Here is a 22,871-nt window from a genome sequence, read left to right as displayed (position 1 = left end):
CAAAGGGGCGCGGGGGCTATCTCCGGCGCAGCCGGTCCAGCACGCGACCCACGCCGCCGGGCGAGACGACGAAGGACAGCGCGAAGCCCGCGAAGAAGCCCGCGAGATCGGCCACCCATTCCGGCCCGCCGCCGAAGAACAGCCCGAAGGCCAGCTGGATTCCCATGAGGAACGCGATCAGCGTGAAGGCTCGCATGCGCTGTTCGCCCATGGCGCCGAGACCGGTCCAGAGGATGAAGGTATAGGCGCCGATCAGCCCGTAGACGGCCGGGTAGCCGCCCACCAGCGCGATCTGCGGATCGAGCAGCGTGCCGTAGACCACGGCACCGGCCACCGACGACACCGCCAGCGTGGCGACCACCGCCCATTGCGAGAACGCCTCGCCCACCATCTTGCCCAGCGCCAGCAGGAACACGACCACGAACAGCATGTGCACGAAGCCCAGGTGGACGAAGGAATAGCTGAGAAGCCGCAGCAGCGCGCGCGGCGGGAACTGGCCCGTCTCGACCATCCGGTCCCACAGCTGCGGCGGGAAGGCGAAGGCGTTCAGCGCCTCGAGCCTCCAGCCCACGGCCCCCGCGCCGCCGAAACCGCGCGCGCCCGCCTGGAAGGCGAGCTCGATCCCCACCAGCGCGAGGGTCAGGATCACCACCACCGGCGGCAGGGTGTTGAACGGGTTCTGGTTCGTGTCGTCGTGCATCGCTCGGCGTTTCCTTGACGGGTTCCGGCCCCATGGGTAAGCGAGGCCGCACCGATTATCCAGCAAGGCCCTCGCCCCATGTCCGATACGCGTTTCACCCCCCGTGTCTTTTCCGGCATCCAGCCCTCGGGCGGGCTGACGCTGGGCAATTACCTGGGCGCCATCCGCCGCTTCGTCGACATGCAGGAAGCGGGCTCGCACGAGACGATCTACTGCATGGTGGACATGCACGCGATCACCGTGTGGCAGGACCCCGCGGACCTGGCGCGCAACACGCGCGAGCTGGCCGCGGGCTTCATCGCCAGCGGGATCGACCCCGAGCGCTCGATCCTCATCAACCAGAGCCAGGTGCCCGAGCACGCGCAGCTGGGCTGGATCTTCAACTGCGTGGCGCGCATGGGCTGGATGGGCCGCATGACCCAGTGGAAGGACAAGGCCGGCAAGAACGCCGAGAACGCGTCTCTGGGCCTGTTCGCCTATCCTGCGCTCATGGCCGCCGACATCCTGATCTACCACGCCACCCACGTGCCCGTGGGCGAGGACCAGAAGCAACACCTGGAGCTGACGCGCGACATCGCGGCCAAGTTCAACCACGATTACGGCGTCGACTTCTTCCCCCTGACCGAGCCCGTGATCGAGGGCGCGGCCACCCGCGTCATGTCGCTGCGCGACGGCACCAAGAAGATGTCGAAGAGCGATCCGTCCGACGCCAGCCGCATCAACCTGACCGACGATGCCGACACCATCGCCAAGAAGATCCGAAAGGCCAAGACCGACCCCGAGCCGCTGCCCGAGGACTATGCCGGACTGGCCGAGCGGCCCGAGGCGCGCAACCTGGTGAACATCTGCGCGGCCCTGTCGGACCGCAACGTGGACGAGGTCATGGCGGAATATGGGGGCGCGCAGTTCGGCACCTTCAAGCCCGCTCTGGCCGATCTCGCGGTCGCCAAGCTGGCGCCCATCACCGACGAGATGGCGCGCCTGATGCAGGACCAGGCCGAGATCGACCGGATCCTCGCCCGCGGGGCCGAGCGTGCCCGCGCCATCGCCGCGCCGATCCTGGACGAGACCTACCGAATCGTCGGCATGGTGCGCTGAGCGGGCGTCGCGATTTGGAGAGGCGGCGCCGGCAGGGGCAGCGTTCCGGCTTGACGCGATGCCCCAGACGTCCGAGTTTCCCTTTTCTATCAAGCTGGGATCTTACGGGCGGCGCCGCATGGAGCGCCGGCCGTCCGCGCGCCATCATTGAAATCCGCGCGTCCGACCCATCTACTAGTCCAGCTTGTGGAGAAGGATGAAATCAATTGGGTCGACCGTTCGATTGAACGGGTGGCCCGAGGAGCATGAGTGATGCGCACCGAAGATCCGGACAAAAGGCGACAGGAAGAGCTGCACAACGCCGTGTCTCGCCTGCCTGTATCGATGGTCGTGACCAACCCGCGTCTGCCCGACAACCCCATCGTCTTCGTCAACCGCACCTTCGAGCGCGAGACCTACTATTCCCGCGACTACGCGATCGGGCGGAACTGCCGGTTCCTGCAGGGCCCCGAGACCGACCCGGCCGACGTGGCGCGCCTGCGGGCGGCAATCGCCGCGGGCGAGGACCTGAGCCTGGAACTGACCAATTACCGGGCGGATGGCTCGGCCTTCCGCAACCACCTGATGATCGCGCCGGTCCACGATCCCGACGGCGAGATCGAGGCTTTCATCGGCATCCAGAAACAGATCGACGCGGACACGCCGCTCACCGATCCGGTGGATGCGCAGGATGTGATGCTGCGCGAATTGCAGCACCGCGTGAAGAACCACCTGTCGATGATCGTCGGCATGATCCGGATGCAGGCCCGGCAAGAGGTCAGCCGCGAGACCTTCGAGGCGCTGAGCCACCGGGTGCAGAGCCTTGCCATGCTCTACGAGGAATTGTCGCCCGTGGGCGTGGGAAACGGCGACACCAAGAGCGTGCCGGCGGGCGCCTACATGAGCCGCGTGGTCAACACGCTGGGCGCGCTGGACGGCCGCCCGTCGATCCGCATGAACGTGCAATGCGAGGAAATGACCCTGCCCGTCGACCAGGCGGCACGGCTGGGCCTCTTGGTGACCGAGTTCCTGACCAACGCGCTGGAGCATGCCTTCCCCGACGGGCGCGAAGGCGTCATCAACGTGCGGTTCCAACGGCAGTCTGGGGGCCGTGCGCGGCTGGTGGTGGAGGATGATGGCGTGGGCATGCCCGAGGGCAGTGACTGGCCCGCGCCCCCGGCCGCCCCCACCGAGTCCCGCCCGGACGCGACCAATGGCGGCGCGGTGGTCGCCCAGGGCACCAAGCGCGCGTCGGGCATGGGGGGCAACCTGGTCTTGACGCTGGTGGACTCGATGGGCGCAAAGATCGACGTCTCCAACGGTCTGCGCGGGACGGTGGTCACGGTGGACCTGGAGGTGCCGCAGGGCTGATGTCCGGCGGGCAGGCGCGCCGCGCCGGTGCCGCCCGGTCTTCCGGGCAACAAGGGGCGCCTTCAGCGCGGAAACGGTCCAGCGGCGCGTGCGCAGGGAACTTACGCGGCCAGCCGCACGGATGGAGCATTCGGGACGGCATCTGTGCGCGTACGCGCGCTTACCCTGCATCCGTGGACCTGTGCACAGAAGGCCGGGGCGCTTATCCTGGTTGGCGCATCCACAGGAGCCACCCATGACCACGACCCTTCCCGCCGCCACCCGCATCGGACACGTACACCTGAAGGTGGCCGATCTCGACCGCAGCCTTGCCTTCTGGCGGGACATCCTCGGCTTCGAGGAGACCCAGCGCTACGGTGACGGCGCGGTGTTCCTGAGTGTGGACGGCTACCACCACCATATCGCCCTGAACACCTGGCAGAGCGCGGGCGCCACTCCGCCCCCGCCGGGCCACACCGGCCTGTTCCACGTGGCCCTGCTGCTGCCCAACCGCGCGGCGCTGGGGACGATCCTGCGCCGGTTGCAGGAGGCGGGCTGGCCCCTGACCGGCGCGTCGGACCACGGGGTGAGCGAGGCGCTGTATCTCGACGACCCGGACGGCAACGGGGTCGAGATCTACTGGGACCGCCCGCAGGACGAATGGCCGCGCGACGCCGAGGGCGGGCTGGCCATGGTGACCCGGCGGCTGGACCTGGACGCGCTGTTGGCCGACGCCGGCTGAGCGGGGGCGACAGGCCTTGTCCCCGGGGGCCGGCTGCGGCTACGAACGGGCCGGACACGAGGGGACACGCGCATGGCAGTCGGCACCGACATCCGGACCTATTTCAACGGCGCATGGCATGACGGCGACGTGCCCGTCATGCGCGCGGCCGATCACGGCGCTTGGCTGGGCTCGTCGGTCTTCGACGGCGCGCGGGCGGTCAATGGTCTGACCCCCGACCTGCGCGCCCATTGCGAGCGGGTGAACCGCTCGGCCCGGGCGCTGATGCTGACCCCCACAGTGGCCACCGACGACATGGTCGCGCTGATCCACGAGGGGCTGGGCCCCTATCCCGAAGACGCGGCCGTCTACATCCGGCCCATGTACTGGGGCATAGATGGCGGGCCGGGCGCCATTGCCCCCGCCGCCGAGACCACGGGCTTCGCCGTCTGCCTCGAGGCGATCCCCTTCACCGCCGAGGCGACCACGACGCTCACCACCACGCAGTTCCGCCGCCCGGTGCTGGAATCGGCGGTGGTGAACGCCAAGGCGGGCTGCCTCTATCCCAACAACGCCCGGATGCTGCGCGAGGCGCAGGCGAAGGGCTTCGGCAACGCCCTGGCCGCCGACGCCATGGGCAACGTTGCCGAAAGCGCCACGGCGAACGTGTTCATCGTCAAGGATGGCACGGTAATGACCCCCATCGCCAACGGCACCTTCCTGGCGGGCATCACCCGCGCACGGCACATGGCGAACCTCGCGGCCGACGGCACGCCGGTGGTCGAGACGGTCCTGAGCTTCGACGACGTGCGCGACGCGGACGAGGTCTTTCTGTCGGGCAACATGTCAAAGGTGCAGGCGGTCACGGCCTTCGACGACCGCCACTACCAGGTGGGGCCGGTCACCAAGCGGGTGCGCGAGATGTACTGGGACTGGGCCGCAAGCGCGGACGGCGCAGCCTGAAACGGGCCCGCGGGCTCAATCGGCGGACGTCTCGACGCGCGTGACCGCATCGCCCGGCGCGACCGGGCCCGGCGCGACGACGCTGGCGTAGACCCCGCCATGGCCGCGCACCGCCGAGTAGCCGCCGGGGCCGAGGTATTCCTCCATCCGCGAACAGGGCGGGCACGGCCCCTCGACCCGCAGCCGCGCGCCGCCCAGCGCGATCTCGGCGTGCCGCAGCGCCAGCAGGTTGATCCCCGAGACCACGATATTGCGGCGCAGGATCTCGGGCGGCAGGTCGTCCCGGCCCAGCAGCGCGGCGATCACCGCAAGATGCTCGGCCTGGAGCAGTGTCACCGCCCGCTTGCCCGGGCGGCCGTGGTCGCCGCCCAGCCCATCTTCGGCGATCTCGGCCCGGTCGACCGGCTGCACCCCCGCGCGGCGGGCCGGGCGCAGGCCGATCCAGTCCACCCGGCCTGCCCGCGCGTGGCGCGCCATCATCGCCGCAAGGTCGGTCATGACTGCCCCTTCCGATTGATTTGCGCCGCGGCGCGCTATGTCCGGCTTGTTCGGTACAGCATGTCCCGCAAGGAGGATACCATGATCACCCGCCGTCACCTGATGGGCAGCGCCGCCGCCGCGACCGCCCTGCCCTTCCTGCCCCGCGCCGCGCGCGCCGCCGCGCATTCCGCCGCGCCCGTCCTGCCCGCCGCCCAGCGCTTCACCATCGGCGACATGGCCGTCACCGCGCTGTCGGACGGCGCGCTGAGGATCGGGCCCGAGGCGCTGCAGGGCATTGATGCCGAGGGCTATGCCCAGGCCATGACCGACCAGTTCATCGAGCCCGACGCGTTCCGCGCCGCGGTCAACGCCTTCCTGATCGAGGCGGGCGACACCAAGATGCTGGTGGACGCCGGCACCGGCGGCGCCATGGGCCCGGACCTGGGCCGGCTGATGGGCAATCTCGAGGCCACCGGCACGGCGCCCGAGGACATCACCATGATCCTGGCCAGCCACCTGCACCCCGACCACGTGGGCGGGGCGGTCGATGGCGGCAGCGCGATCTTCCCCAATGCCGAGCTGGCGTTCCACGAGGCCGAGCGCGCCTTCTGGACCGACGACGCGATCATGCAGCAGGCGGGCGAGAGCAACGCGATGTTCTTCAACCTCGCGCGCAGCGTGCTGGACGTCTACGGCGACCGGCTGCGCCCGTTCTCGGGCGAGGGCGAGGTCGCGCCCGGCATCACTGCCATGCCGCTTCCCGGCCATACGCCCGGGCACACGGGGTTCGCCATCAGCTCGGGCGACGACAGCCTGCTGATCTGGGCCGACATTCTGCACGTGGCGCCGGTGCAGCTGCGCCACCCCGAGGTGACCATCGGCTTCGACGTGGACCCCGACCAGGCGGCGGCGACGCGGGCGGACATCCTCGACCGCGTGGTGGCCGACCGGATGTTGATCGCGGGCAGCCACATCAACTTCCCCGGCCTGGGCCACATCATGCAGGCGGGCGAAGGCTACGCCATGATCGACGCGCGCTATCCCTACCCGGCCTGACGGCCACGCGCCCGGGCGGAACCATCGCCCGGGCGCTCCGCGTTGCCTTCCTGTGTTCTTTCCGGGACGCGATGAGACCGTGCCAACGAGGAGTCCCCGATGACCCGCCTTCCCGATGCCCAGCGCCTGCACGTGGGCGACATCACCGTCACAGCGCTCAGCGACGGGCCCCTGCCCTTGGGCCTCGATCACCTGAAGGGTATCGACGCACCCGAATACGCGCGGCTGCTGCACATGCACCACGCCGACCCGGCCGCCTGGCGGTCGGGGCTGAACGCCTTCGTGATCCGGACGGGCGACAGGCTGGTGCTGGTCGATGGCGGCGTGGCGGGCAATATGGGCCCCGAGACGGGGCGCGTGATGTCGAACCTGAAGGCCGCCGGCTTCGCGCCCGGGGATATCGACACGGTCTACGTTACCCACATGCATGCCGACCACATCGCCGGGCTGATGGACGGCGACGGCGGCGCGGCCTTCGGCAACGCCGCGCTGCGCATCCACGGCGACGATCACGCCCATTTCACCGATGACGCCAACGCCCAGGACAGCACCCGCGCGCTGCTGTCGGCCTATGGCGACCGGCTGGAGACCTATAGCGACGCCGACGACATCGCCCCCGGCCTGCGCGCGCTGCACCTGCCCGGTCACACGCCGGGACATTCGGGGCTCGAGATCATGTCGGGCGACGCGACCATGCTGCTGCTGACCGACATCGTCCACGTGGCGCCGGTGCAGCTGGCCAATCCCGAGATCGGCACCGGCTTCGACGTGGATATCGACGCGGCGCGCGAGACCCGCAAGGCGATGCTCGACCGCGTGTCGGCGGACGCCACCCCGATCCTGGGCAGCCACATCACCTTCCCCGGCGCGGGCGTGATCGAGCGGGCCACCGAGGGCTTTCGCATGATCCCCGCCTACTACAGCCACGACAGCTGAGCGGGCGCCCCGCCCCTCGGAAAGGTTTCCCCCATGTTCCTGCAAGCGCTCGACCACGTGACGTCCCGCACCGAAGGCGAGGCCGTCAACGTCTTCGTCGAGACCCCGAAGGGCTCGCGCCACAAGTACGACGTGGATGCCAGCGGGCTCTTCCGCATCGCGCTGGAGCTGCCCGAGGGCCAGACCTTCCCGTTCAGCTTCGGCTACGTGCCGAACACCAAGGCGCCCGACGGCGACGCGCTGGACATCGTGCTGGTGACCGATGGCGAGGTGCCGGCCGGTGCGCTGATCGAAGCGCGGCTGATCGGCATCCTGAAGATGGAGAACGACGAGGACGGCAGCATGGCGCGCAACGACCGCGTCGTGGCCGTGGCCAACCTGTCGCGGATGTTTGCCCACGTTCAGACGCTGTCGGACATGCGCGAGGGCTTCGCCTGGGACATGGAGCTGTTCTTCCGCAGCTACAACGACATGATCGACCGGCCCTTCAACGTGGTCGGCCGCGGCGAGCGCGACGAGGCCATGAGGATGCTGGAAGAGGCCGAGAACGCCGCCCGCCGCGACCCGGACGTGCCGGATCCCTAGGCGCGTCACACCGCCCGGTCGCGGGCCCACGGCGTCGCACCATCGAGTATTTCCGGACCAGTGATGCGGGGGCCGCGCGAGACCGGGGCCGTGGCGTTCATTGCGTGCGGATCCGGTCCTGACGCCCGGCGCGCGGGACCGTGCGCCCGGCCCTTCCATCACTGGTCCTGAAATTCCCATGTGGGTGCCTGTCGGGCCCGTGCGACGGCCGTGCTGCGCCTTGCCGCGGACCGGATTTGCGCCACACTCAACAGGACGCCGCCCATCTTTCCGGAGGAGATCCCCATGCGCCGTCCCCTGAGCCTGACCGTCGCCACCCTCATGGCGCTCGCCGCCCCGCTTCACGCCCAGCAGGCGGCCGACGCGGTCGACCCCGAGGCCGCCAGCGCCGACGGCAGTGGCGCATCGGGTCCCGAGGTTTCGGCCACCCCGCTGGCGCCGCTGGCGCGCGATGCCATGGACGCCAAGGAAGCGGGACGCCCGGTCGAGGCCCAGAACTGGATGGTGGCCGCCGCCAACCCGCTGGCGGTCGAGGCCGGCGCCGCGATCCTGGAGGCGGGCGGCAGCGCCGCCGATGCCATGATCGCCGTGCAGACCGTCCTGGGCCTGGTCGAGCCGCAGAGCTCGGGCCTCGGCGGCGGGGCGTTCCTTGTCTACTACGACGCCGCGTCGGGCACGCTGACCACGCTGGACGGGCGCGAGACGGCGCCGCTGTCGGTCTCGCCGACCCTGTTCCAGGACGACGCGGGCGAGACCATGGGATTCTGGGACGCGGTCGTGGGCGGCCGGTCGGTGGGCACCCCCGGCACCCCGCGCCTGATGGAGCGCGCGCACGAGATGTGGGGCCGCGCGGCCTGGGCGGACCTGTTCGCCGAGGCCATCGCGCTGGCCGAGGATGGGTTCACCGTGTCGCCGCGGCTGGCGAGCCTCGTCGCCGGTGACACGGACCGGCTGGGCACGTTCCAGGCGACGCAGGACTATTTCTACCCCGGCGGCGAGCCCATCGCCGAGGGCGACACGCTGAGCAACCCTGCCTACGCCGCCACCCTGCGCGCCATCGCCGAGGGCGGGGCCGACGCGTTCTATACCGGCGAGATCGCCGAAGGGATCGTCGCCACCGTGACCGAGGCCGCGTCGAACCCCGGCACCCTGTCGATGACCGACCTGGCGATCTACGACGTGGTCGAACGGCCCGCCGTCTGCGGCCCCTACCGGGGGCTGGAGGTCTGCGGCATGGGGCCGCCCAGCTCGGGCGGTCTGACCGTGGGACAGATCCTGGGGATGCTCGACCAGTACGATCTGCCCGGAATGGCGGCGGACGACCCGCAGGCCTGGCGGCTGATCGGCGATGCCTCGCGGCTCGCCTTTGCGGACCGGGGCCGCTACATGGCCGACAGCGATTTCGTGCCCATGCCTACCGAGGGTCTGCTGGGTCCCGACTACCTGACCGGCCGCGCGGCGCAGCTGGGCGGGTCCGAGGCGCTGGACGAGGTCTCGCCCGGCGCGCCCGAGTGGTCGCACGCGCAGCTTTGGGGCGACGACGACGCGATCGAGCTCCCTTCGACCTCGCATATCTCGATCGTCGATGCCGACGGCAACGCGCTGAGCATGACGACGACCATCGAGAACGGCTTCGGCTCGCGGCTGTTCACGCCGGGCGGGTTCCTTCTGAACAACGAGCTGACCGATTTCAGCTTCTCGACCCACGAGAACGGCTATCCCATCGCCAACCGGGTGGAGCCGGGCAAGCGGCCACGGTCGTCTATGGCGCCCACCATCGTCATGCAGGACGGCGCGCCGATGCTGGTCGTCGGCTCGCCCGGCGGGTCGCGCATCATCGGCTACGTCGCGCAGGCGATCATCAACCACGTGGACTGGGGCATGAACGTGCAGCAGGCGCTGGTCGCCCCGCACCTGGTGAACCGCTTCGGGACCTTCGACATCGAGGCGGGCACCGCGGCCGAGGCGATGGAGGGCGCGCTGCAGGAGATCGGGTACGAGACCAATATCCGCGACCTGACCTCGGGGCTGCACGCCATCCGCATCACCGGGGACGGCCTGCTGGGCGGCGCCGATCCGCGCCGCGAGGGGATCGCCCTGGGCAAGTAAGCCGGAGATCCGCGAGCACATGTCGCGGCGCGCCCGGGCGGGCGCGCCGTCCCGTTTCCTTTCGAAAGGCCCACCCATGCAGATCGCCATGATGGCACAGAACGCCGAGCTCTATTCCCACAGGCGGCTGAAGGAGGCCGCCGAGGCGCGTGGCCACGAGCTTACCATCATCAAGACGCTGGGCTGCTACATGAACATCGCGTCGCGCCGGCCCACGATCTATTACAACGGCGCCGAGCTTCCGAAATTCGACGCCGTGATCCCCCGCATCGGCGCGTCGATCACCTTCTACGGTTTGGCCGTGCTGCGACAGTTCGAGGTCATGGGCACCTGGCCTCTGAACGAGTCCGTGGCCATCGGGCGGTCGCGCGATAAGCTGCGCGCGATGCAGCTGATGGCGCGCGACGGGATCGGCCTGCCCGTGACGACCTTCGCCCATGACCCGCGCCAGACCGAGGAGGTCCTGCGGGTCGCGGGCGGCGCGCCCACGGTCATCAAGCTGCTGGAAGGCACGCAGGGCATCGGCGTCGTGCTGGCCGATACCGACCGCAGCGCGAAATCGGTGATCGAAGCGTTCCGGGGCGCCAACGTGAACATCCTGGTGCAAGAGTTCATCAAGGAAGCGGGCGGCACCGACATCCGGGCGCTGGTCGTCGGGGGCCGCGTGGTGGCGGCCATGAAGCGCACGGGCGCCGAGGGCGAATTCCGGTCGAACCTGCATCGCGGCGGAAGGGCCGAGGTCGTGAAGCTGACCCCCGAGGAGCGCGCCACGGCGGTGCGCGCGGCGAAGGCCATGGGGCTGAACGTCTGCGGCGTGGACATGCTGCGCGCTAATCACGGCCCGGTGGTGATGGAAGTGAATTCCTCGCCGGGGCTCGAGGGCGTGGAAAAGGCCACCGGCATCGACATTGCCGGACAGATCATCGATTTCCTCCAAAAGACCGCGAAACCGGGCAAGACGGCCACCCGGGGCAAGGGATGATCGCACGGCGCTTGTGAGGCGCGCGGAAATTCGGCACCTGTAGGGTGTCGATTTTGCTGCGAAAATCGCGCCCGAGCGCAGGAGATGCCCCATGCCCCGTGAGCCCTTCCGGATCGGTGATACCGAGGTCGCACCGGGCACGTCGCGCACGGTGGACCTGCCGGTCAGCCGCCTGTCGGACCACACGCCGGTCACCATGTCGGTGCACGTGGTCCATGGCCGCCGCCCCGGCCCCACCCTGTTCGTCAGCGCGGCCGTGCACGGGGACGAGGTGATCGGGGTCGAGATCGCGCGCCGGCTGCTGCGCCAGCCGCAACTGGGCAGCCTGGCCGGCACGCTTCTGGTGGTGCCCATCGTCAACACCTTCGGGTTTCTCAACAACTCGCGCTACATGCCCGACCGGCGCGACCTGAACCGGTCCTTCCCGGGGTTCGAGACCGGGTCGCTGGCCGCGCGGCTCGCGCATCTCTTCATGACCGAGGTGGTGGCGCGCAGCGATTTCGGGATCGACCTGCATTCGGCCGCGATCCACCGCACCAACATGCCGCAGATCCGCGTCTCGGCCTCGTCGGACGAGACGCTGGCCCGGGCCGAGGCCTTCGGCGCACCGGTGATCGTGCGCGCCAAGCTGCGCGAAGGCAGCCTGCGCGCCGCCGCCCGCGCCGAGGGCTGCGACATCCTGCTGTACGAGGCGGGCGAGGCGCTGCGCTTCGACGAATTCGCGGCGCGCGTGGGGGCGTCGGGCATCCTGCGGGTGATGCACCGGATGGGCATGATCGGCTCCAAGGGGCTGGGCCGTCGACGGGCGCCGTCGCTGGCCTGCGCCAGCTCGCACTGGCTGCGCGCGCCGGCGGGCGGCCTTCTGCGGATGTTCAAGGAGGTGGGCGAAGGGGTCGAGCCCGGAACCCTGCTGGCCGTCGTGTCGGACCCGTTCGGCGAGCACGAGATCGAGATCGAGGCCGACACCGCCGCCATCGTGCTGGGCCGCGCCACAATGCCCGTGGTGAACGAGGGCGACGCGGTCTACCACCTGGCGCCCGTCAAGGCCGACCCCGAGGCGCGCATGGCCCGGCTCACGGCCGAGATCGAGGCCGATCCGATGTTCGACGAGGATGAAATCCTGTAGGCGCAGGGTCGTCCGCGGGAAGGCCCGGCACGCAGAGCAGCATGAAATCGAGCAATGCATCGACACTGGCCCGGTCGATATCCCAGTCATCCTGATCCGCACGGGTGGCCGCGAACGACACCGGCCCGCCCCCCGAGAAGGCCATGGCCCAGCCCGAGAACCGGCGGCCCGGCAGGATGCCGTTGGCCAGAAGCGACAGGTCCGTATGCAGCGGGTCGCGGGCGATATTGCCGAAGAGCCGGGCCAGCGGCGCAACGGGTCCTTCGAGATACTGGACGATCGTCGTCCCTTCGATGTGAAGATAGCCCGTGAGGCCGTGCCGGGCGTTGCGGCGGCGGGCACCCCGCGCCATGTCGTGCGCCGTGGCGCTGCCCTGCGCGAACAAGGCGCGCGAGCGGTAGATCAGGTATCGCAGATCCCCGTCGATCGGATCGGCCTCCTTCGGCGTGACGTAATTCCCGTTGCGTCAACTTAAGGCGTTCCGCGCCCCCTTCCAGCCGGGCGCGATATCGCCTACACCCCCGCGCAACATTCCCATGCATGCATTGCGGAGGCCCCATGGCAGCCTATCAATTCGTCTACCACATGGACGGCGTGTCCAAGACGATCCCCGGCGGCAAGAAGCTGTTCGAGAACATTCGCCTGAACTTCCTGCCCGGCGTGAAGATCGGCGTCGTCGGCGTGAACGGCGCCGGTAAGTCCACCCTGCTGAAGATCATGGCCGGGATGGACAAGGATTTCACCGGCGAGGCCTGGGCGGCCGAGGGCGCCAGGGTCGGCTACCTTCCGCAGGAGCCGCAGCTCGACCCGTCGCTGACGGTGCGCGAGAACGTCATGCTGGGCGTGAAGGAAAAGCAGGCCGTGCTCGAACGCTACAACGAGCTGGCGATGAACTATTCCGACGAGACGGCCGAGGAGATGGCCAAGCTCCAGGACGAGATCGACGCGCAGAACCTGTGGGATCTCGACGCGCAGATCGACATCAGCATGGAGGCGCTGCGCTGCCCCCCCGACGATGCCGATCCCGCGACCCTGTCGGGCGGCGAGGCGCGCCGCGTGGCGCTGTGCCGGCTGCTGCTGGAACAGCCCGACATGCTGCTGCTGGACGAGCCGACCAACCACCTGGACGCCGAGACCATCGCCTGGCTGCAGAACCACCTGATCGAGTACAAGGGCACCATCCTGATCGTCACCCACGACCGGTATTTCCTGGACGACATCACCGGCTGGATCCTCGAGCTCGACCGCGGCCGCGGCATCCCCTACGAGGGCAACTATTCCTCGTGGCTGGAACAGAAGGCCAAGCGGCTGGAGCAGGAAGCGCGCGAGGACAAGTCCAAGCAGAAGACCCTTCAGCGCGAGCTGGAATGGATGCGCCAGGGCCAGAAGGCGCGGCAGGCGAAATCGAAGGCCCGGATCAGCGCCTACGAGGAAATGGCCAACCAGTCCGAGCGCGAGCGTCTGGGCAAGGCGCAGATCATCATCCCCAACGGCGAGCGGCTGGGCGGCAAGGTGATCGAGGTCGAGAACCTGAAGAAGGGCATGGGCGACAAGCTTCTGATCGAGGATCTGAGCTTCTCGCTGCCGCCGGGCGGCATCGTGGGCGTGATCGGCCCCAACGGCGCGGGCAAGACCACGCTGTTCCGGATGTTGACCGGGCAGGAACAGCCCGACGAGGGCAGCATCGAGTTCGGCGACACCGTGGACCTGGCCTATGTGGATCAGTCGCGCGACGCGCTCGACCCCAACGCCACCGTCTGGGAGGAGATCTCGGGCGGCGGCGAGATCATTGACCTGGGCGACGCGCAGATGAATTCGCGCGCCTATTGCGGGGCGTTCAATTTCAAGGGCGGCGACCAGCAGAAGAAGGTCGGCAGCCTGTCGGGCGGCGAGCGCAACCGCGTGCACATGGCCAAGCTGCTGAAATCCGGCGGCAACGTTCTGCTGCTCGACGAGCCGACCAACGACCTGGACGTCGAGACCCTGCGCGCGCTGGAAGACGCGCTGGAGGATTTCGCGGGCTGCGCCGTCATCATCAGCCACGACCGCTTCTTCCTCGACCGGCTCTGCACCCACATCCTGGCCTTCGAGGGCGAGGGCCACGTGGAGTGGTTCCAGGGCAACTTCGAGGATTACGAGGAAGACAAGAAGAAGCGGCTGGGCGTGGATTCGCTCGAGCCCAAGCGCGTGAAGTTCAAGAAATTCGCGCGGTAGGCGGCGGGCCGTCTTTGGGCCCCGACCGGAACCAGAAACGCCCGCGCCGGGATGGCGCGGGCGTTTTCGTTTCAGCCGAACCGGAGGCTCAGACCTTGGGCTTCACGGTGCTGGGGGCCGTGTCGAAGCGGTTCGGATCCTTGTCCGATACCGGCGTCTGGCCCAGCACCACGGGTTTGGAAGAGATCTTCTTGTCGGTCATCTTGGCTTTCTGACAATGGCCGCGGGAAAGACGGCCTTGGGTGGGGAAATGAGACGGCACCGGGCTTTTGCGCGATACCTCGTCTAACGGTCAACATATCACGTTGGGTCCATCCCGCGCAGGAAATATGCTGCGCTGCGGCGGCTTGCCGCAACGTAAATTTCCGGGGTGGCGCTTGCGGCCCCTCGGCACGTGGAATGACTTGGGAATTCCCGATCGCAGGATCGCCGGGGGCGGTGCCGCAACGGCAATCTGCGCGAGAAAATGCAGGGCCCTGGACCGGCCCCGGATACGGGAAAGGCCGCGCCCATCGGCGCGGCCTTTCGCTTACAGTTTGCGGCTGGCTTCGCGGGCCACCGTCTTGGCCGCGGCCACCTTCGGGTCGCGGCGACGCTGCACGGTGCGGCGACGGCCGCGACCGCCGAGAAGGGATCTCAAAAGGCGTTTCAACATGACGTTTCCTCCGTTTCACTGGCGGGTCAACGGGTGGTTGCAGCCGCTGTTCCGGCGCGCCCGATCACGTTTCGCGGTCGCGTCCCATGTCGGCGCATATCCGCCGCACCCGATACCAGCCCGCCGGATCGGCCCGCTGATCGGGGTTCGGCGGCGCAGCCAGGCAAGCCCCCCGGTGCGCGGCGATTTTTTCTTGCAAAGCCCGAGGCCCGGTGTCATGAGGCACGTGCTTAGACGACCTCTATCGATCCCCTGTCCCGTCAACGCGGGCATCAGCGAACTCGATCAAGGCACCTTTTGCCACGCTGTTGCAATTCCGCGAACAGACGACCAAACGACAGGAGACATCACATGGCCAACGGCACTGTGAAATGGTTCAACACCACCAAAGGCTTCGGCTTCATCGCGCCCGAGACCGGCGGCAAGGACGTTTTCGTCCACATTTCCGCCGTCGAGCGTGCCGGCCTGACCGGCCTGAAGGACGACCAGAAGGTCACCTTCGACATGGAAACCGGCCGTGACGGCCGCCAGTCGGCGACGAACCTGGCCCTGGCGTAAGCCAAGACCGATACGATGGAGGAAGGCGCGGTATCCCCGCGCCTTTTTTCGTTGGCGATCAGCCCAGGGCGGCGATGATCTCGTCGCGCAGGGATTCGACCTCGGTGCTCCAGGCGCCCTTGCCGCGCTCCAGCACGCCACGCCCCTGCCCCAGCGTCTCGACATAGACCACGCGGTTGCCCAGCACCGTCTTGGCGCGGGTCAGCTCGCGCTCGCCCAGCAGGCCGTCGATCTCGTCCGACACGCGCGTGCCCGACTTGAACCGGTTCAGCACCACCATGGCGGGTTTGCGGATGCGCTCGGCCAGGTCGAGGATCGAGTCCACCGCCCAGAGATCCACCTGGCTGGTGGCCACCGGGACCAGAACCAGGTCGGTCGCCCGCAAGGCAGGGCGCAGATCGGAATCGACCTTGGGCGGCGTGTCTATGATGACGAAATCGTTGGTCTTCTTCAGCTTGTCGCATTCATAGCTGACGCCCCAGGCGCTGGCCGTGGCGAAATCCAGGTCCTCGATCCCCGCCTCGCGCCGGGCCATGAACCACCGACCCAGCGATCCCTGCGGGTCGGTGTCGAGCACGGCCACCGAGTGGCCCGCGCGGACCAGCGCCACCGCCAGGTTCACCGCCAGCGTCGTCTTGCCCGACCCGCCCTTTTGCTGGGCCACCGTGATTACATGCGCCAAACCGCGTCCCCCCGTCATTGCCGCAGTGCAGAATAGACGGCAGCAGGCGACACGCCATTTGCCGCAGAGTCAAGCCGAGAGCAGGCCCGTGAACACGAAAACCGGGATCATCGAGGCCAGCGCGATGATGCAGTAGCCCAGCAGCACGAACAGCCCGTCCACCGCCAGCAGACCCGTGACGATGAACACCACCGACAGGCCCAGCAGCGAGGACGAGAACGGCACCAGTTCCAGAAACGGCATGGCAAAACCCGCGACCATGCAGGCGAGGTAGGCCATGGCCCGTCCGGGCGCCGAGGTGAAGGCGTGCAGCCGGTCGCCCAGGTGCCGGTCGACCCAGTCGGCCAGCGACCGGCTTTTCACGATCCCCTCGTGCAGGCGCTGGCCGCGAACCGTGCGCTTCCACAGGAAACCGGGCAGCCACAGCGACTGGCGCTGGATGAACAGCTGCGACGAGATCAGGCCGATGGTGATGCCGCACAGGCTGGAAAACAGCGGAATGCCGCTGAGCGGCGAGGTGACCAGCAGCGCGGGCACCAGCAGCAGCGGCAGGAAGGCCGTGGGGCCGAACGCCTCGACCACGTCGCCGACCGAGATCTTGTCGCGACCGCTCAGCTCGTCCAGCTGGTCGAGAATGTCACGGACGTAATGTCCCCCGTCGGCCATGTCGTTTTGTCCCGTCATCTGCTCCGAACACGGGCCAAGGCGGCTCGGTTCCCCGCCCCGCACGCGGTTCCCGGCCGAGTGTCGCGTGCTTGCCCTCGACGTTTAGCACGGCCTTGCTAGACTGGCAAAAAACCAAGCGAGCGGACCCTTCACATGCAGATTTCACGCAGAACCTTTTCCTTAGGTGCGGCGGCCCTGGGCCTGTCGGCCTGCCAGGTCGGCGGCGCCGGTGGCGCGGGCGTCCCCGTCGGGCGCGCGGGCCTGCCGCCCGAGATGCGGCCTCAGCCCAATCCCGGCTGGTCGGCCTGGGTCGACGCGTTCCGCGGCCGTGCCGTGGCCGCCGGGATCGATTCGGGCGTCGTGTCGCGCAGTTTCCAGGGTGCGGGCTTCCTGCCGGGCGTCATCGACCGCGACCGCAACCAGACCGAGTTCACGCGGACGCTGGAAGACTACCTGGCCATCGCCGCCTCGGACGAGAAGGTCGCCACGGGCCGCGCGAAGTTCGCCCAGTATCGCGGCACGCTGAACGCGATCGAGGCGCGCTACGGCGTGCCGGCGCAGGTGGTCGCGGCGGTCTGGGGGCTGGAGTCGAACTACGGGTCGCGCCGGGGCAATATCCCGATCGTGTCGTCGACCTCGACGCTGGCCTATGACGGGCGGCGCGGCGCGTTCTTCGAGCGGCAGCTGATCGCCGCCCTGAGGATCGTCCAGAACGGCGATACCACGCCCGACCGCATGGTGGGCAGCTGGGCCGGCGCCATGGGGCACACGCAGTTCATCCCCACGTCCTACCAGGCCTACGCGGTGGATTTCACCGCCGACGGACGCCGTGACATCTGGGGCGAGGATCCAACCGACGCGCTGGCCTCGACCGCCGCGTATCTCTCGCGGTCGGGCTGGCAGCGCGGGGTGCCCTGGGGCGGCGAAGTGGGCGTCTCGGCGCCCTCGGGCGGGCGGGTCATCACGCCCCAGCCGGGCGGCCCCAGCTTCCGCGTCACGGGAAATTTCGACGCGATCAAGCGCTACAACAACTCCGACAGCTACGCGATCGGGGTGGGCCACCTGTCGGACCGGATCGCGGGCGGCCCGGCGATCCAGGGCGCGTTCCCGCCCGACCGCTATGGCCTGACGAAGGACATGCGCGTGGACCTGCAGCGTCGACTGACGCGTTTCGGATATGACACCGGCGGGGCCGACGGCGTCCTCGGCCCCAACAGCCGCGCCGCCATCGCCGAGTACCAGCGCAGCCGTGGACAGGCTGCCACCGGTGATCCTTCGGTGGCGCTGCTGCGATCGCTGGGAGGCTGACCCCAGCCACTTGACCTCGATCAAGGAGGGGCCCGGCGACACCGGTTAACAAGGCGCCACACACGACAAGGAGATCCAAATGTTCAAGAAGATCCTCGTCCCCTTCGACGGCTCCGACCCTGCCGAACACGCGCTGACAGTCGCCGCCAACCTGGCCAAATCCCAGGACGCGACGCTTCATGTGGCCTTCGTGCCCGAACCGGAAACCACGGCGCTGGCCGTGGGGGCCGGCGCGGTCGAGATCCCGGTCAACACCGAAGAGTTGGAGCGCCACACCAAGGAAGTGGTCGATCGTGCGAAGACCGCAGCGGCCGCGCGCGGCTGCGATGTCGAGCCGGATGTTCTGAACGGCCGCCCCGCCGACGCGATCCTTGCCCATGCCGACAAGCTGGGCGCCGACCTGATCGTGGTCGGGCGGCGCGGCATGGGCACGCTCACCGGCCTGCTCATGGGCAGCCTGTCGCACAAGCTGATCGGGGTCGCGAAGGTCCCGGTCATGGCCGTGGGCTGAACAGCCAACACTCGATCCAGACGGCCCGCCCTTCCGGGCCCCGAGCCACCTGGCTGGGGAATTGGGTGCCGGGCACTCGGACCCGGCTCGCTACGGGGGCATCGTCCCCCAGGTCGTCAAGTCGAACATTCGACCGCCGATACTTGGACTGATGGCACCGTGTCCCCGTCGACCAGGACCCACAGGATCTGACCGGTGGGCCGATAGACAACGAAGGCTTCGTCGACGCCATCCGCTCCGGCGCCCGCGGTATGCGTCACGTTCAGCTGGAACCAGTCCGCCGTCGCGCTGTCGCCAAGGCCTTCGATCAGGTCGTCGCCGGTAAATCCGTTGATGACGTCGGCATCGCCGGTTCCGGTCAGTGCAGGGGCGTCGGACCCGTTGTCATCGTCGGGCGTGCCAAGAATTTCGAGCATGGAGGTCGTTGCTTCCCAAATCGAACCGCTCTCACGCCCTACGGTCGATCGTTGCGGCAAGGTGCGCGGGCCGGGTCGGAAAGCAGGCCCCTTCAGGATCGCGTGGCGTTGGACGCTGCGGCTGAGAGCACGAGGTGACAGGCGACAGCGCGCCTCGATGCATCTTGCGCGATCGGCGTGCCCGGAAGCAGGACGTCCAGCGTCACGGCCAACCGATCGCCATCCCGGGCGAAAATGCGAACGAAGGCGATGTCCGAGGTGGTCCGGGTCACGGCGACGTCGCCATCGGGCCGCGTCTTCATGCGCGCGGTGGCGACGGCGTTCCGGCTCACATCAGCAGGTCGATCACCGCTCCGCCAAGATCCAGATTGATGGCATCCTGCCCCGCGCCATCGACCAGGGCCCAGACGATCTGGCCTGTGGGCCGGAAGATGACGAAGGCTTCGGCCACGTCCGCCGCACCGGCCCCCGGCGTGGCCGCCAGGTTCACCTGATACCATTCGGCCAGCGCGCCGTCGCGGTCGGTCGCCAGCAGATCGCCCGCGGCCGCGTCGTAGTCCTGTATCCAGTCGGATCCGCCCGAGAAGCGGGAGACGTGATAGAACGTGTCCGCGCCTTCGCCGCCCGCAATCCGGTCGAAGCCCTGCCCGCCGTCGATGAGATCGTCGCCCGACCCGCCGAAGATCTGGTCAGCCCCGGCGCCCCCCAGAAGCGTGTCGGCGCCCGCCTGCCCCACAATCAGGTCGGCCCCTGTGCCGCCGAAGACGAAATCATCCTCGGTGCCTGCCCAGATACGGTCATTGCCCGCGCCCGCGTCGATGGTGTCACGGCCCTCCATGCCGAGGATCGTGTCACTGAGGTCGAGATAGGCGCCCCGGAGTTGCCCATCGGGCTGCCAGCCGAAGATCAGGTCGTCGCCCATTCCGCCGTTCAGCACATCGCGCCCGTCGCCGCCCGACAGGGTGTCCGCCCCCTCGGCGCCCAGCAGCCTGTCGTGCCCGTCCTCCCCTCGCAGGATGTCGTCGCCGTCCTCGCCCTGAAGCGTGTCGGCGCCTGCGCCGCCGGCGAGGCCATCATCGCCAGCACCGCCCGACAGGCTGTCGTCGCCCGCCTCGCCCAGGATCGCGTCGCCCTGCCCCGAGCCGGTGATCGTGTCGTCGCCCGCGCCCGCGCCAAGCCCAGCCTCGCTGCCGTCCATGGCGGCGCTGTCGTCGCCGTCGCCCAGCCGCACGAAGGCGGTGGCGTCGATGAGGTCGAGCCGGCTCTGCCCCACGTAAGGGCCGTTGTCCTCTTCCCAGGAAATCGCAAGGCGAGAGTCCCCGTCTGCAAACAGCGAGATATCGCCCGGACTGCCCACGTCGCGCAGCACCCGCTCGGCCGGGCCGAAGGGCAGCATGTCGGGCCCCAGCTCGCGCAAGGCCACGTTGAAAGTCGTCCCGGCACCGTCATCTCCGAAATCGTAGGTGCGGTCGTCCATGGCGACGACCACCCGGCCGCCCGGCAGGGCAACCGCGTCGATGAGGCCGTATTCGGTGGTGCCGAAACGCTGCACGGGCCCCGAGGGCTGTCCGTCTGGGTCGAAAACGCGTGCGGCGACGCTCTGCCCGACCTGAAAGCTGAACCCTTCCTGCCACAGCGCCGCGAAACCGCCGCCCTCGAGCGCCACCAACTGCGCGCGGGCAAAGGACGTGGCGTCGGGCGCGCTCAGCGCGATCACGTCCGACACCGCCGCGCCGCCCTGGGTGAAGACCCGGGCGAATACCGTGTCGGCCTGGACCTGATCATAGCCCCCTACCACCGCGTCCTGGGTGGTGGTGGTCCAGATCACGGCCAGATCTCCGTTCGCCAATGTCACCATCTCGGCGATGCGCGCCGAATCTTCGGGGGCCAGGCGCGCGATCTCGGTCGCCGGGCCCGCGGGGGCGCCCTGCGCATCGAAGGCCAGCCGGCGGATCACAACGTCGCGGAAGCTGCCGGTGGCGGCATCGTAGGACTGGTCCTCCCAGATCAGCGCGAAGCCCGCGCCATCGGCCACCAGAAGCGGGGTGGAGTTATAGCCGTCGGGCCGGTCGAACGACGTCGGTTGGCCCTGCGCCGCGCCGTTTGCGTCCAGCACCTGGACGACGACCCGGTCGTCCTCGACCCCCGCAACCCGGTCATAGGCCCGCCAGCTGGCAACCAGCCGCCCGTCGGGAAGCGCGGCGATCACGGCGTCGGAATAGAGCAGGTCGCCGGTATCCAGCGTCACCGGCGTGGGCGGCGGATCCCCCGCGGCGTCAAGCTGCAGCATCAGCCGGTCATCGTCGCGGTTGCCTGGATCGATCGCCTCGGACCACAGCAGCGCCACCCGCCCGTCGGGCAGGATGGTCGCGGTCCGGTGGCCGGGGGTCTCGCGCGACGGCGCGATCGGGTCGAAAAAAATCGGGAGGGTCATGAAAATGCCTCTGAGAAAAGGGATTTTCTCCAGATGGTCACGGGGACGGCAAAGCTGTCAAGGTGGCGCGCGGCCGGGTCCCGCGCTGATCCACCGGACGGATGGCCCGCCCGGCCGCCCGAAGTTCGCCGAAGCGGAGTGCGGAATCGCTGCGCCCGGTGCGACTTCCTTCTCCCCGGTGCGGCGGTCGCGCGGCACGGGACCACCCGTGCCGGCTGTCCGCTACTGGGATCCGCGCGGCTGGAGGTATATCTGGCGGAAATACTCGTAGAGCACCTGCGCCTCGGGCGACATGGACTGCCCCTTGCGCCAGGCCAGCCCCACATCCATCGACGGGACCATGAAATCGGTGGACAGGGTGCTGATCCGGCGCCCTTCCAGCGACCAGGGGCGATATACCATGTCCGACAGGATCGTCACGCCTCGCCCGTTCGCCACCAGCGAGCGTACGGCCTCGGTCGATGACGTGCGAAGCTTGATCCTGGGCGTATGGCCCGAAAGGCCCCAGTATTTCATCGACGTGCTGGCGGCCTCGTCCACCGTCAGCATGATGAAATCTTCCTTGGCGATCTCCTCGAAGGTGGCGCGTCCCTGGCGATAGAGGGGATGGTCGTTCGAGATCCACAGCCGCCGCTCGGACCGGAACAGGGTCTCGGACTCGATATCGGGGTTCGACAGGTTCGAGGTCAGCAGGACCGCCAGGTCGAACCGGTTCGACAGCAGCCCCTCCTCGATGCTTTCGCGGGTCAGCTCGCTCAGGCGGATGTCGAGCTTGGGAAACAGTTGGGCCAGCCGGTCCAGGTGGCCGGGCAGGAAATATCCCATCACCGTATAGGTCGCGGCGACGGAGATGGTGCCCGCGATCTCGGTCGGCCGCTGCGAGACGCGCTTCGCCTCTTCGATCTTGCGCAGGATCGACCGCGCAGACGCCAGCAATTCGCGGCCCGGATCGCTCAGCTCCATCCCTCCGCGCACCCGGTGAAACAGCTGGGCGTTCAGTTCGGTCTCGAGGCTGCGGATCGCGGTGGTGACCGACGACTGCGAGATCGACAGCTGGGTCGCGGCCCGGCTGACCTGTCCCGACTCGGCCGTGGCCACGAAGTACTTCAGCTGACGAACATCCATCCCAACCCCCATGAAATTCGATAATCCGATTATCGCATTTGACGAAAATCCAAACACGAGGGCCAGCGATATCGTTCAAACACTGACCAGACAACGTACAGCCTGGGCCTGCCGCCTGTTTCATTATCGGATTTGCCGATGATGCACCTTCAAGTCTTTGAACTTTACTGTTCGTCAACTTGCTCCGACGCTTTGCGGAACAACAGCGGGAGCGAAC

General features: G+C 68.6%; 24 protein-coding genes. 14 read left to right on the top strand and 10 right to left on the bottom strand.

Annotated features, from left to right (window positions below; all coding sequences use genetic code 11):
- Positions 1-16: 16 nt before the first annotated feature.
- Complete coding sequence (locus tag BMX96_RS01140; RefSeq protein WP_091843333.1) at positions 17-700, bottom strand: rhomboid family intramembrane serine protease; 684 nt, start codon at positions 698-700, stop codon at positions 17-19.
- A 78-nt stretch (positions 701-778) separates the two neighbouring features.
- On the opposite strand from BMX96_RS01140, the gene trpS reads away from it, so the two are divergent.
- The 4 genes from trpS to BMX96_RS01120 all read left to right on the top strand — a co-directional run bounded on the left by trpS (position 779) and on the right by BMX96_RS01120 (position 4,811).
- Complete coding sequence (trpS, locus tag BMX96_RS01135) at positions 779-1,798, top strand: tryptophan--tRNA ligase (RefSeq protein ID WP_073128654.1); 1,020 nt, start codon at positions 779-781, stop codon at positions 1,796-1,798.
- 252 nt (positions 1,799-2,050) lie between these two features.
- On the top strand, positions 2,051-3,148 hold the full coding sequence (locus BMX96_RS01130; RefSeq protein WP_091843331.1) for a PAS domain-containing protein: 1,098 nt from the start codon (positions 2,051-2,053) through the stop codon (positions 3,146-3,148).
- A gap of 235 nt (positions 3,149-3,383) precedes the next feature.
- Complete coding sequence (locus BMX96_RS01125; protein ID WP_091843328.1) at positions 3,384-3,869, top strand: VOC family protein; 486 nt, start codon at positions 3,384-3,386, stop codon at positions 3,867-3,869.
- A 72-nt stretch (positions 3,870-3,941) separates the two neighbouring features.
- A complete protein-coding gene (locus tag BMX96_RS01120) occupies positions 3,942-4,811 on the top strand; it encodes a branched-chain amino acid aminotransferase (RefSeq protein ID WP_091843326.1) in 870 nt (289 codons plus the stop codon).
- A 15-nt stretch (positions 4,812-4,826) separates the two neighbouring features.
- Here BMX96_RS01120 and BMX96_RS01115 read toward each other — a convergent pair whose 3' ends face one another.
- Positions 4,827-5,309, bottom strand: coding sequence for an MOSC domain-containing protein (locus tag BMX96_RS01115; protein WP_091843323.1), 483 nt, complete (start codon positions 5,307-5,309; stop codon positions 4,827-4,829).
- Between the two features lie 81 nt (positions 5,310-5,390).
- Here BMX96_RS01115 and BMX96_RS01110 point away from each other — a divergent pair, with 81 nt between their 5' ends.
- The 6 genes from BMX96_RS01110 (at position 5,391) to BMX96_RS01085 (ending at position 12,085) form a co-directional block, all read left to right on the top strand.
- Complete coding sequence (locus BMX96_RS01110; RefSeq protein ID WP_139209907.1) at positions 5,391-6,347, top strand: MBL fold metallo-hydrolase; 957 nt, start codon at positions 5,391-5,393, stop codon at positions 6,345-6,347.
- A gap of 99 nt (positions 6,348-6,446) precedes the next feature.
- Positions 6,447-7,283 carry an MBL fold metallo-hydrolase gene (locus tag BMX96_RS01105; protein WP_091843318.1) on the top strand — a complete coding sequence of 279 codons (837 nt, stop codon included), beginning with the start codon at positions 6,447-6,449 and terminating at the stop codon, positions 7,281-7,283.
- A 33-nt stretch (positions 7,284-7,316) separates the two neighbouring features.
- Entirely contained in the window at positions 7,317-7,868 is a 552-nt protein-coding gene (locus tag BMX96_RS01100) for an inorganic diphosphatase (RefSeq protein ID WP_091843316.1), read from the top strand.
- Positions 7,869-8,153: 285 nt separating this feature from the next.
- Positions 8,154-9,977: a gamma-glutamyltransferase gene (gene ggt, locus BMX96_RS01095; protein ID WP_091843313.1), complete on the top strand. Its 1,824-nt coding sequence runs from the start codon at positions 8,154-8,156 to the stop codon at positions 9,975-9,977.
- 76 nt (positions 9,978-10,053) lie between these two features.
- Positions 10,054-10,959, top strand: a complete 906-nt coding sequence (gene rimK / locus BMX96_RS01090; RefSeq protein ID WP_073128645.1) for a 30S ribosomal protein S6--L-glutamate ligase — start codon at positions 10,054-10,056, stop codon at positions 10,957-10,959.
- A 91-nt stretch (positions 10,960-11,050) separates the two neighbouring features.
- Positions 11,051-12,085: a succinylglutamate desuccinylase/aspartoacylase family protein gene (locus tag BMX96_RS01085; RefSeq protein ID WP_073128644.1), complete on the top strand. Its 1,035-nt coding sequence runs from the start codon at positions 11,051-11,053 to the stop codon at positions 12,083-12,085.
- Here the strand turns inward: BMX96_RS01085 and BMX96_RS01080 are convergent.
- A complete protein-coding gene (locus BMX96_RS01080) occupies positions 12,033-12,488 on the bottom strand; it encodes a BLUF domain-containing protein (RefSeq protein WP_269085875.1) in 456 nt (151 codons plus the stop codon). The genes BMX96_RS01085 and BMX96_RS01080 overlap by 53 nt on opposite strands.
- Positions 12,489-12,643: 155 nt before the next feature.
- On the opposite strand from BMX96_RS01080, the gene ettA reads away from it, so the two are divergent.
- Positions 12,644-14,299 carry an energy-dependent translational throttle protein EttA gene (gene ettA / locus BMX96_RS01075; RefSeq protein ID WP_091843308.1) on the top strand — a complete coding sequence of 552 codons (1,656 nt, stop codon included), beginning with the start codon at positions 12,644-12,646 and terminating at the stop codon, positions 14,297-14,299.
- A 529-nt stretch (positions 14,300-14,828) separates the two neighbouring features.
- Here ettA and BMX96_RS20035 read toward each other — a convergent pair.
- Positions 14,829-14,954 carry a hypothetical protein gene (locus BMX96_RS20035; RefSeq protein ID WP_269085872.1) on the bottom strand — a complete coding sequence of 42 codons (126 nt, stop codon included), beginning with the start codon at positions 14,952-14,954 and terminating at the stop codon, positions 14,829-14,831.
- 351 nt (positions 14,955-15,305) lie between these two features.
- Between BMX96_RS20035 and BMX96_RS01070 the strand changes: the two genes are divergently transcribed.
- Positions 15,306-15,512 carry a cold-shock protein gene (locus BMX96_RS01070; protein WP_073128641.1) on the top strand — a complete coding sequence of 69 codons (207 nt, stop codon included), beginning with the start codon at positions 15,306-15,308 and terminating at the stop codon, positions 15,510-15,512.
- Between the two features lie 58 nt (positions 15,513-15,570).
- Here the strand turns inward: BMX96_RS01070 and parA are convergent, their stop codons facing one another.
- On the bottom strand, positions 15,571-16,212 hold the full coding sequence (parA, locus tag BMX96_RS01065; protein WP_091843305.1) for a ParA family partition ATPase: 642 nt from the start codon (positions 16,210-16,212) through the stop codon (positions 15,571-15,573).
- Between the two features lie 51 nt (positions 16,213-16,263).
- On the bottom strand, positions 16,264-16,878 hold the full coding sequence (locus BMX96_RS01060; protein WP_236736912.1) for an exopolysaccharide biosynthesis protein: 615 nt from the start codon (positions 16,876-16,878) through the stop codon (positions 16,264-16,266).
- A 135-nt stretch (positions 16,879-17,013) separates the two neighbouring features.
- On the opposite strand from BMX96_RS01060, the gene BMX96_RS01055 reads away from it, so the two are divergent.
- Complete coding sequence (locus tag BMX96_RS01055) at positions 17,014-18,168, top strand: lytic murein transglycosylase (protein WP_091843303.1); 1,155 nt, start codon at positions 17,014-17,016, stop codon at positions 18,166-18,168.
- A gap of 79 nt (positions 18,169-18,247) precedes the next feature.
- Positions 18,248-18,679: a universal stress protein gene (locus BMX96_RS01050; RefSeq protein ID WP_091843300.1), complete on the top strand. Its 432-nt coding sequence runs from the start codon at positions 18,248-18,250 to the stop codon at positions 18,677-18,679.
- A gap of 116 nt (positions 18,680-18,795) precedes the next feature.
- On the opposite strand, the gene BMX96_RS01045 is transcribed toward BMX96_RS01050, so the two are convergent.
- The 4 genes from BMX96_RS01045 to BMX96_RS01030 all read right to left on the bottom strand — a co-directional run bounded on the left by BMX96_RS01045 (position 18,796) and on the right by BMX96_RS01030 (position 22,654).
- Entirely contained in the window at positions 18,796-19,095 is a 300-nt protein-coding gene (locus BMX96_RS01045) for a hypothetical protein (protein WP_091843297.1), read from the bottom strand.
- A 92-nt stretch (positions 19,096-19,187) separates the two neighbouring features.
- Positions 19,188-19,427 carry a hypothetical protein gene (locus BMX96_RS01040; RefSeq protein WP_091843295.1) on the bottom strand — a complete coding sequence of 80 codons (240 nt, stop codon included), beginning with the start codon at positions 19,425-19,427 and terminating at the stop codon, positions 19,188-19,190.
- Positions 19,424-21,529, bottom strand: a complete 2,106-nt coding sequence (locus BMX96_RS01035) for a calcium-binding protein (protein WP_091843292.1) — start codon at positions 21,527-21,529, stop codon at positions 19,424-19,426. Before BMX96_RS01035 ends, BMX96_RS01040 begins: the two co-directional genes overlap by 4 nt.
- 222 nt (positions 21,530-21,751) lie before the next feature.
- Positions 21,752-22,654 (bottom strand): LysR family transcriptional regulator, encoded by a 903-nt coding sequence (locus BMX96_RS01030; protein WP_091843290.1) that lies wholly within the window; start codon positions 22,652-22,654, stop codon positions 21,752-21,754.
- Positions 22,655-22,871 lie beyond the last annotated feature (217 nt).

The sequence above is a fragment of the Palleronia pelagia genome, assembly GCF_900110115.1.
In the GTDB taxonomy this organism is placed as follows: Bacteria; Pseudomonadota; Alphaproteobacteria; order Rhodobacterales; family Rhodobacteraceae; genus Palleronia; species Palleronia pelagia.
The sequence above is the reverse complement of the archived record's forward strand: the minus strand, read 5'-3'. Positions and strand labels throughout refer to the sequence as shown.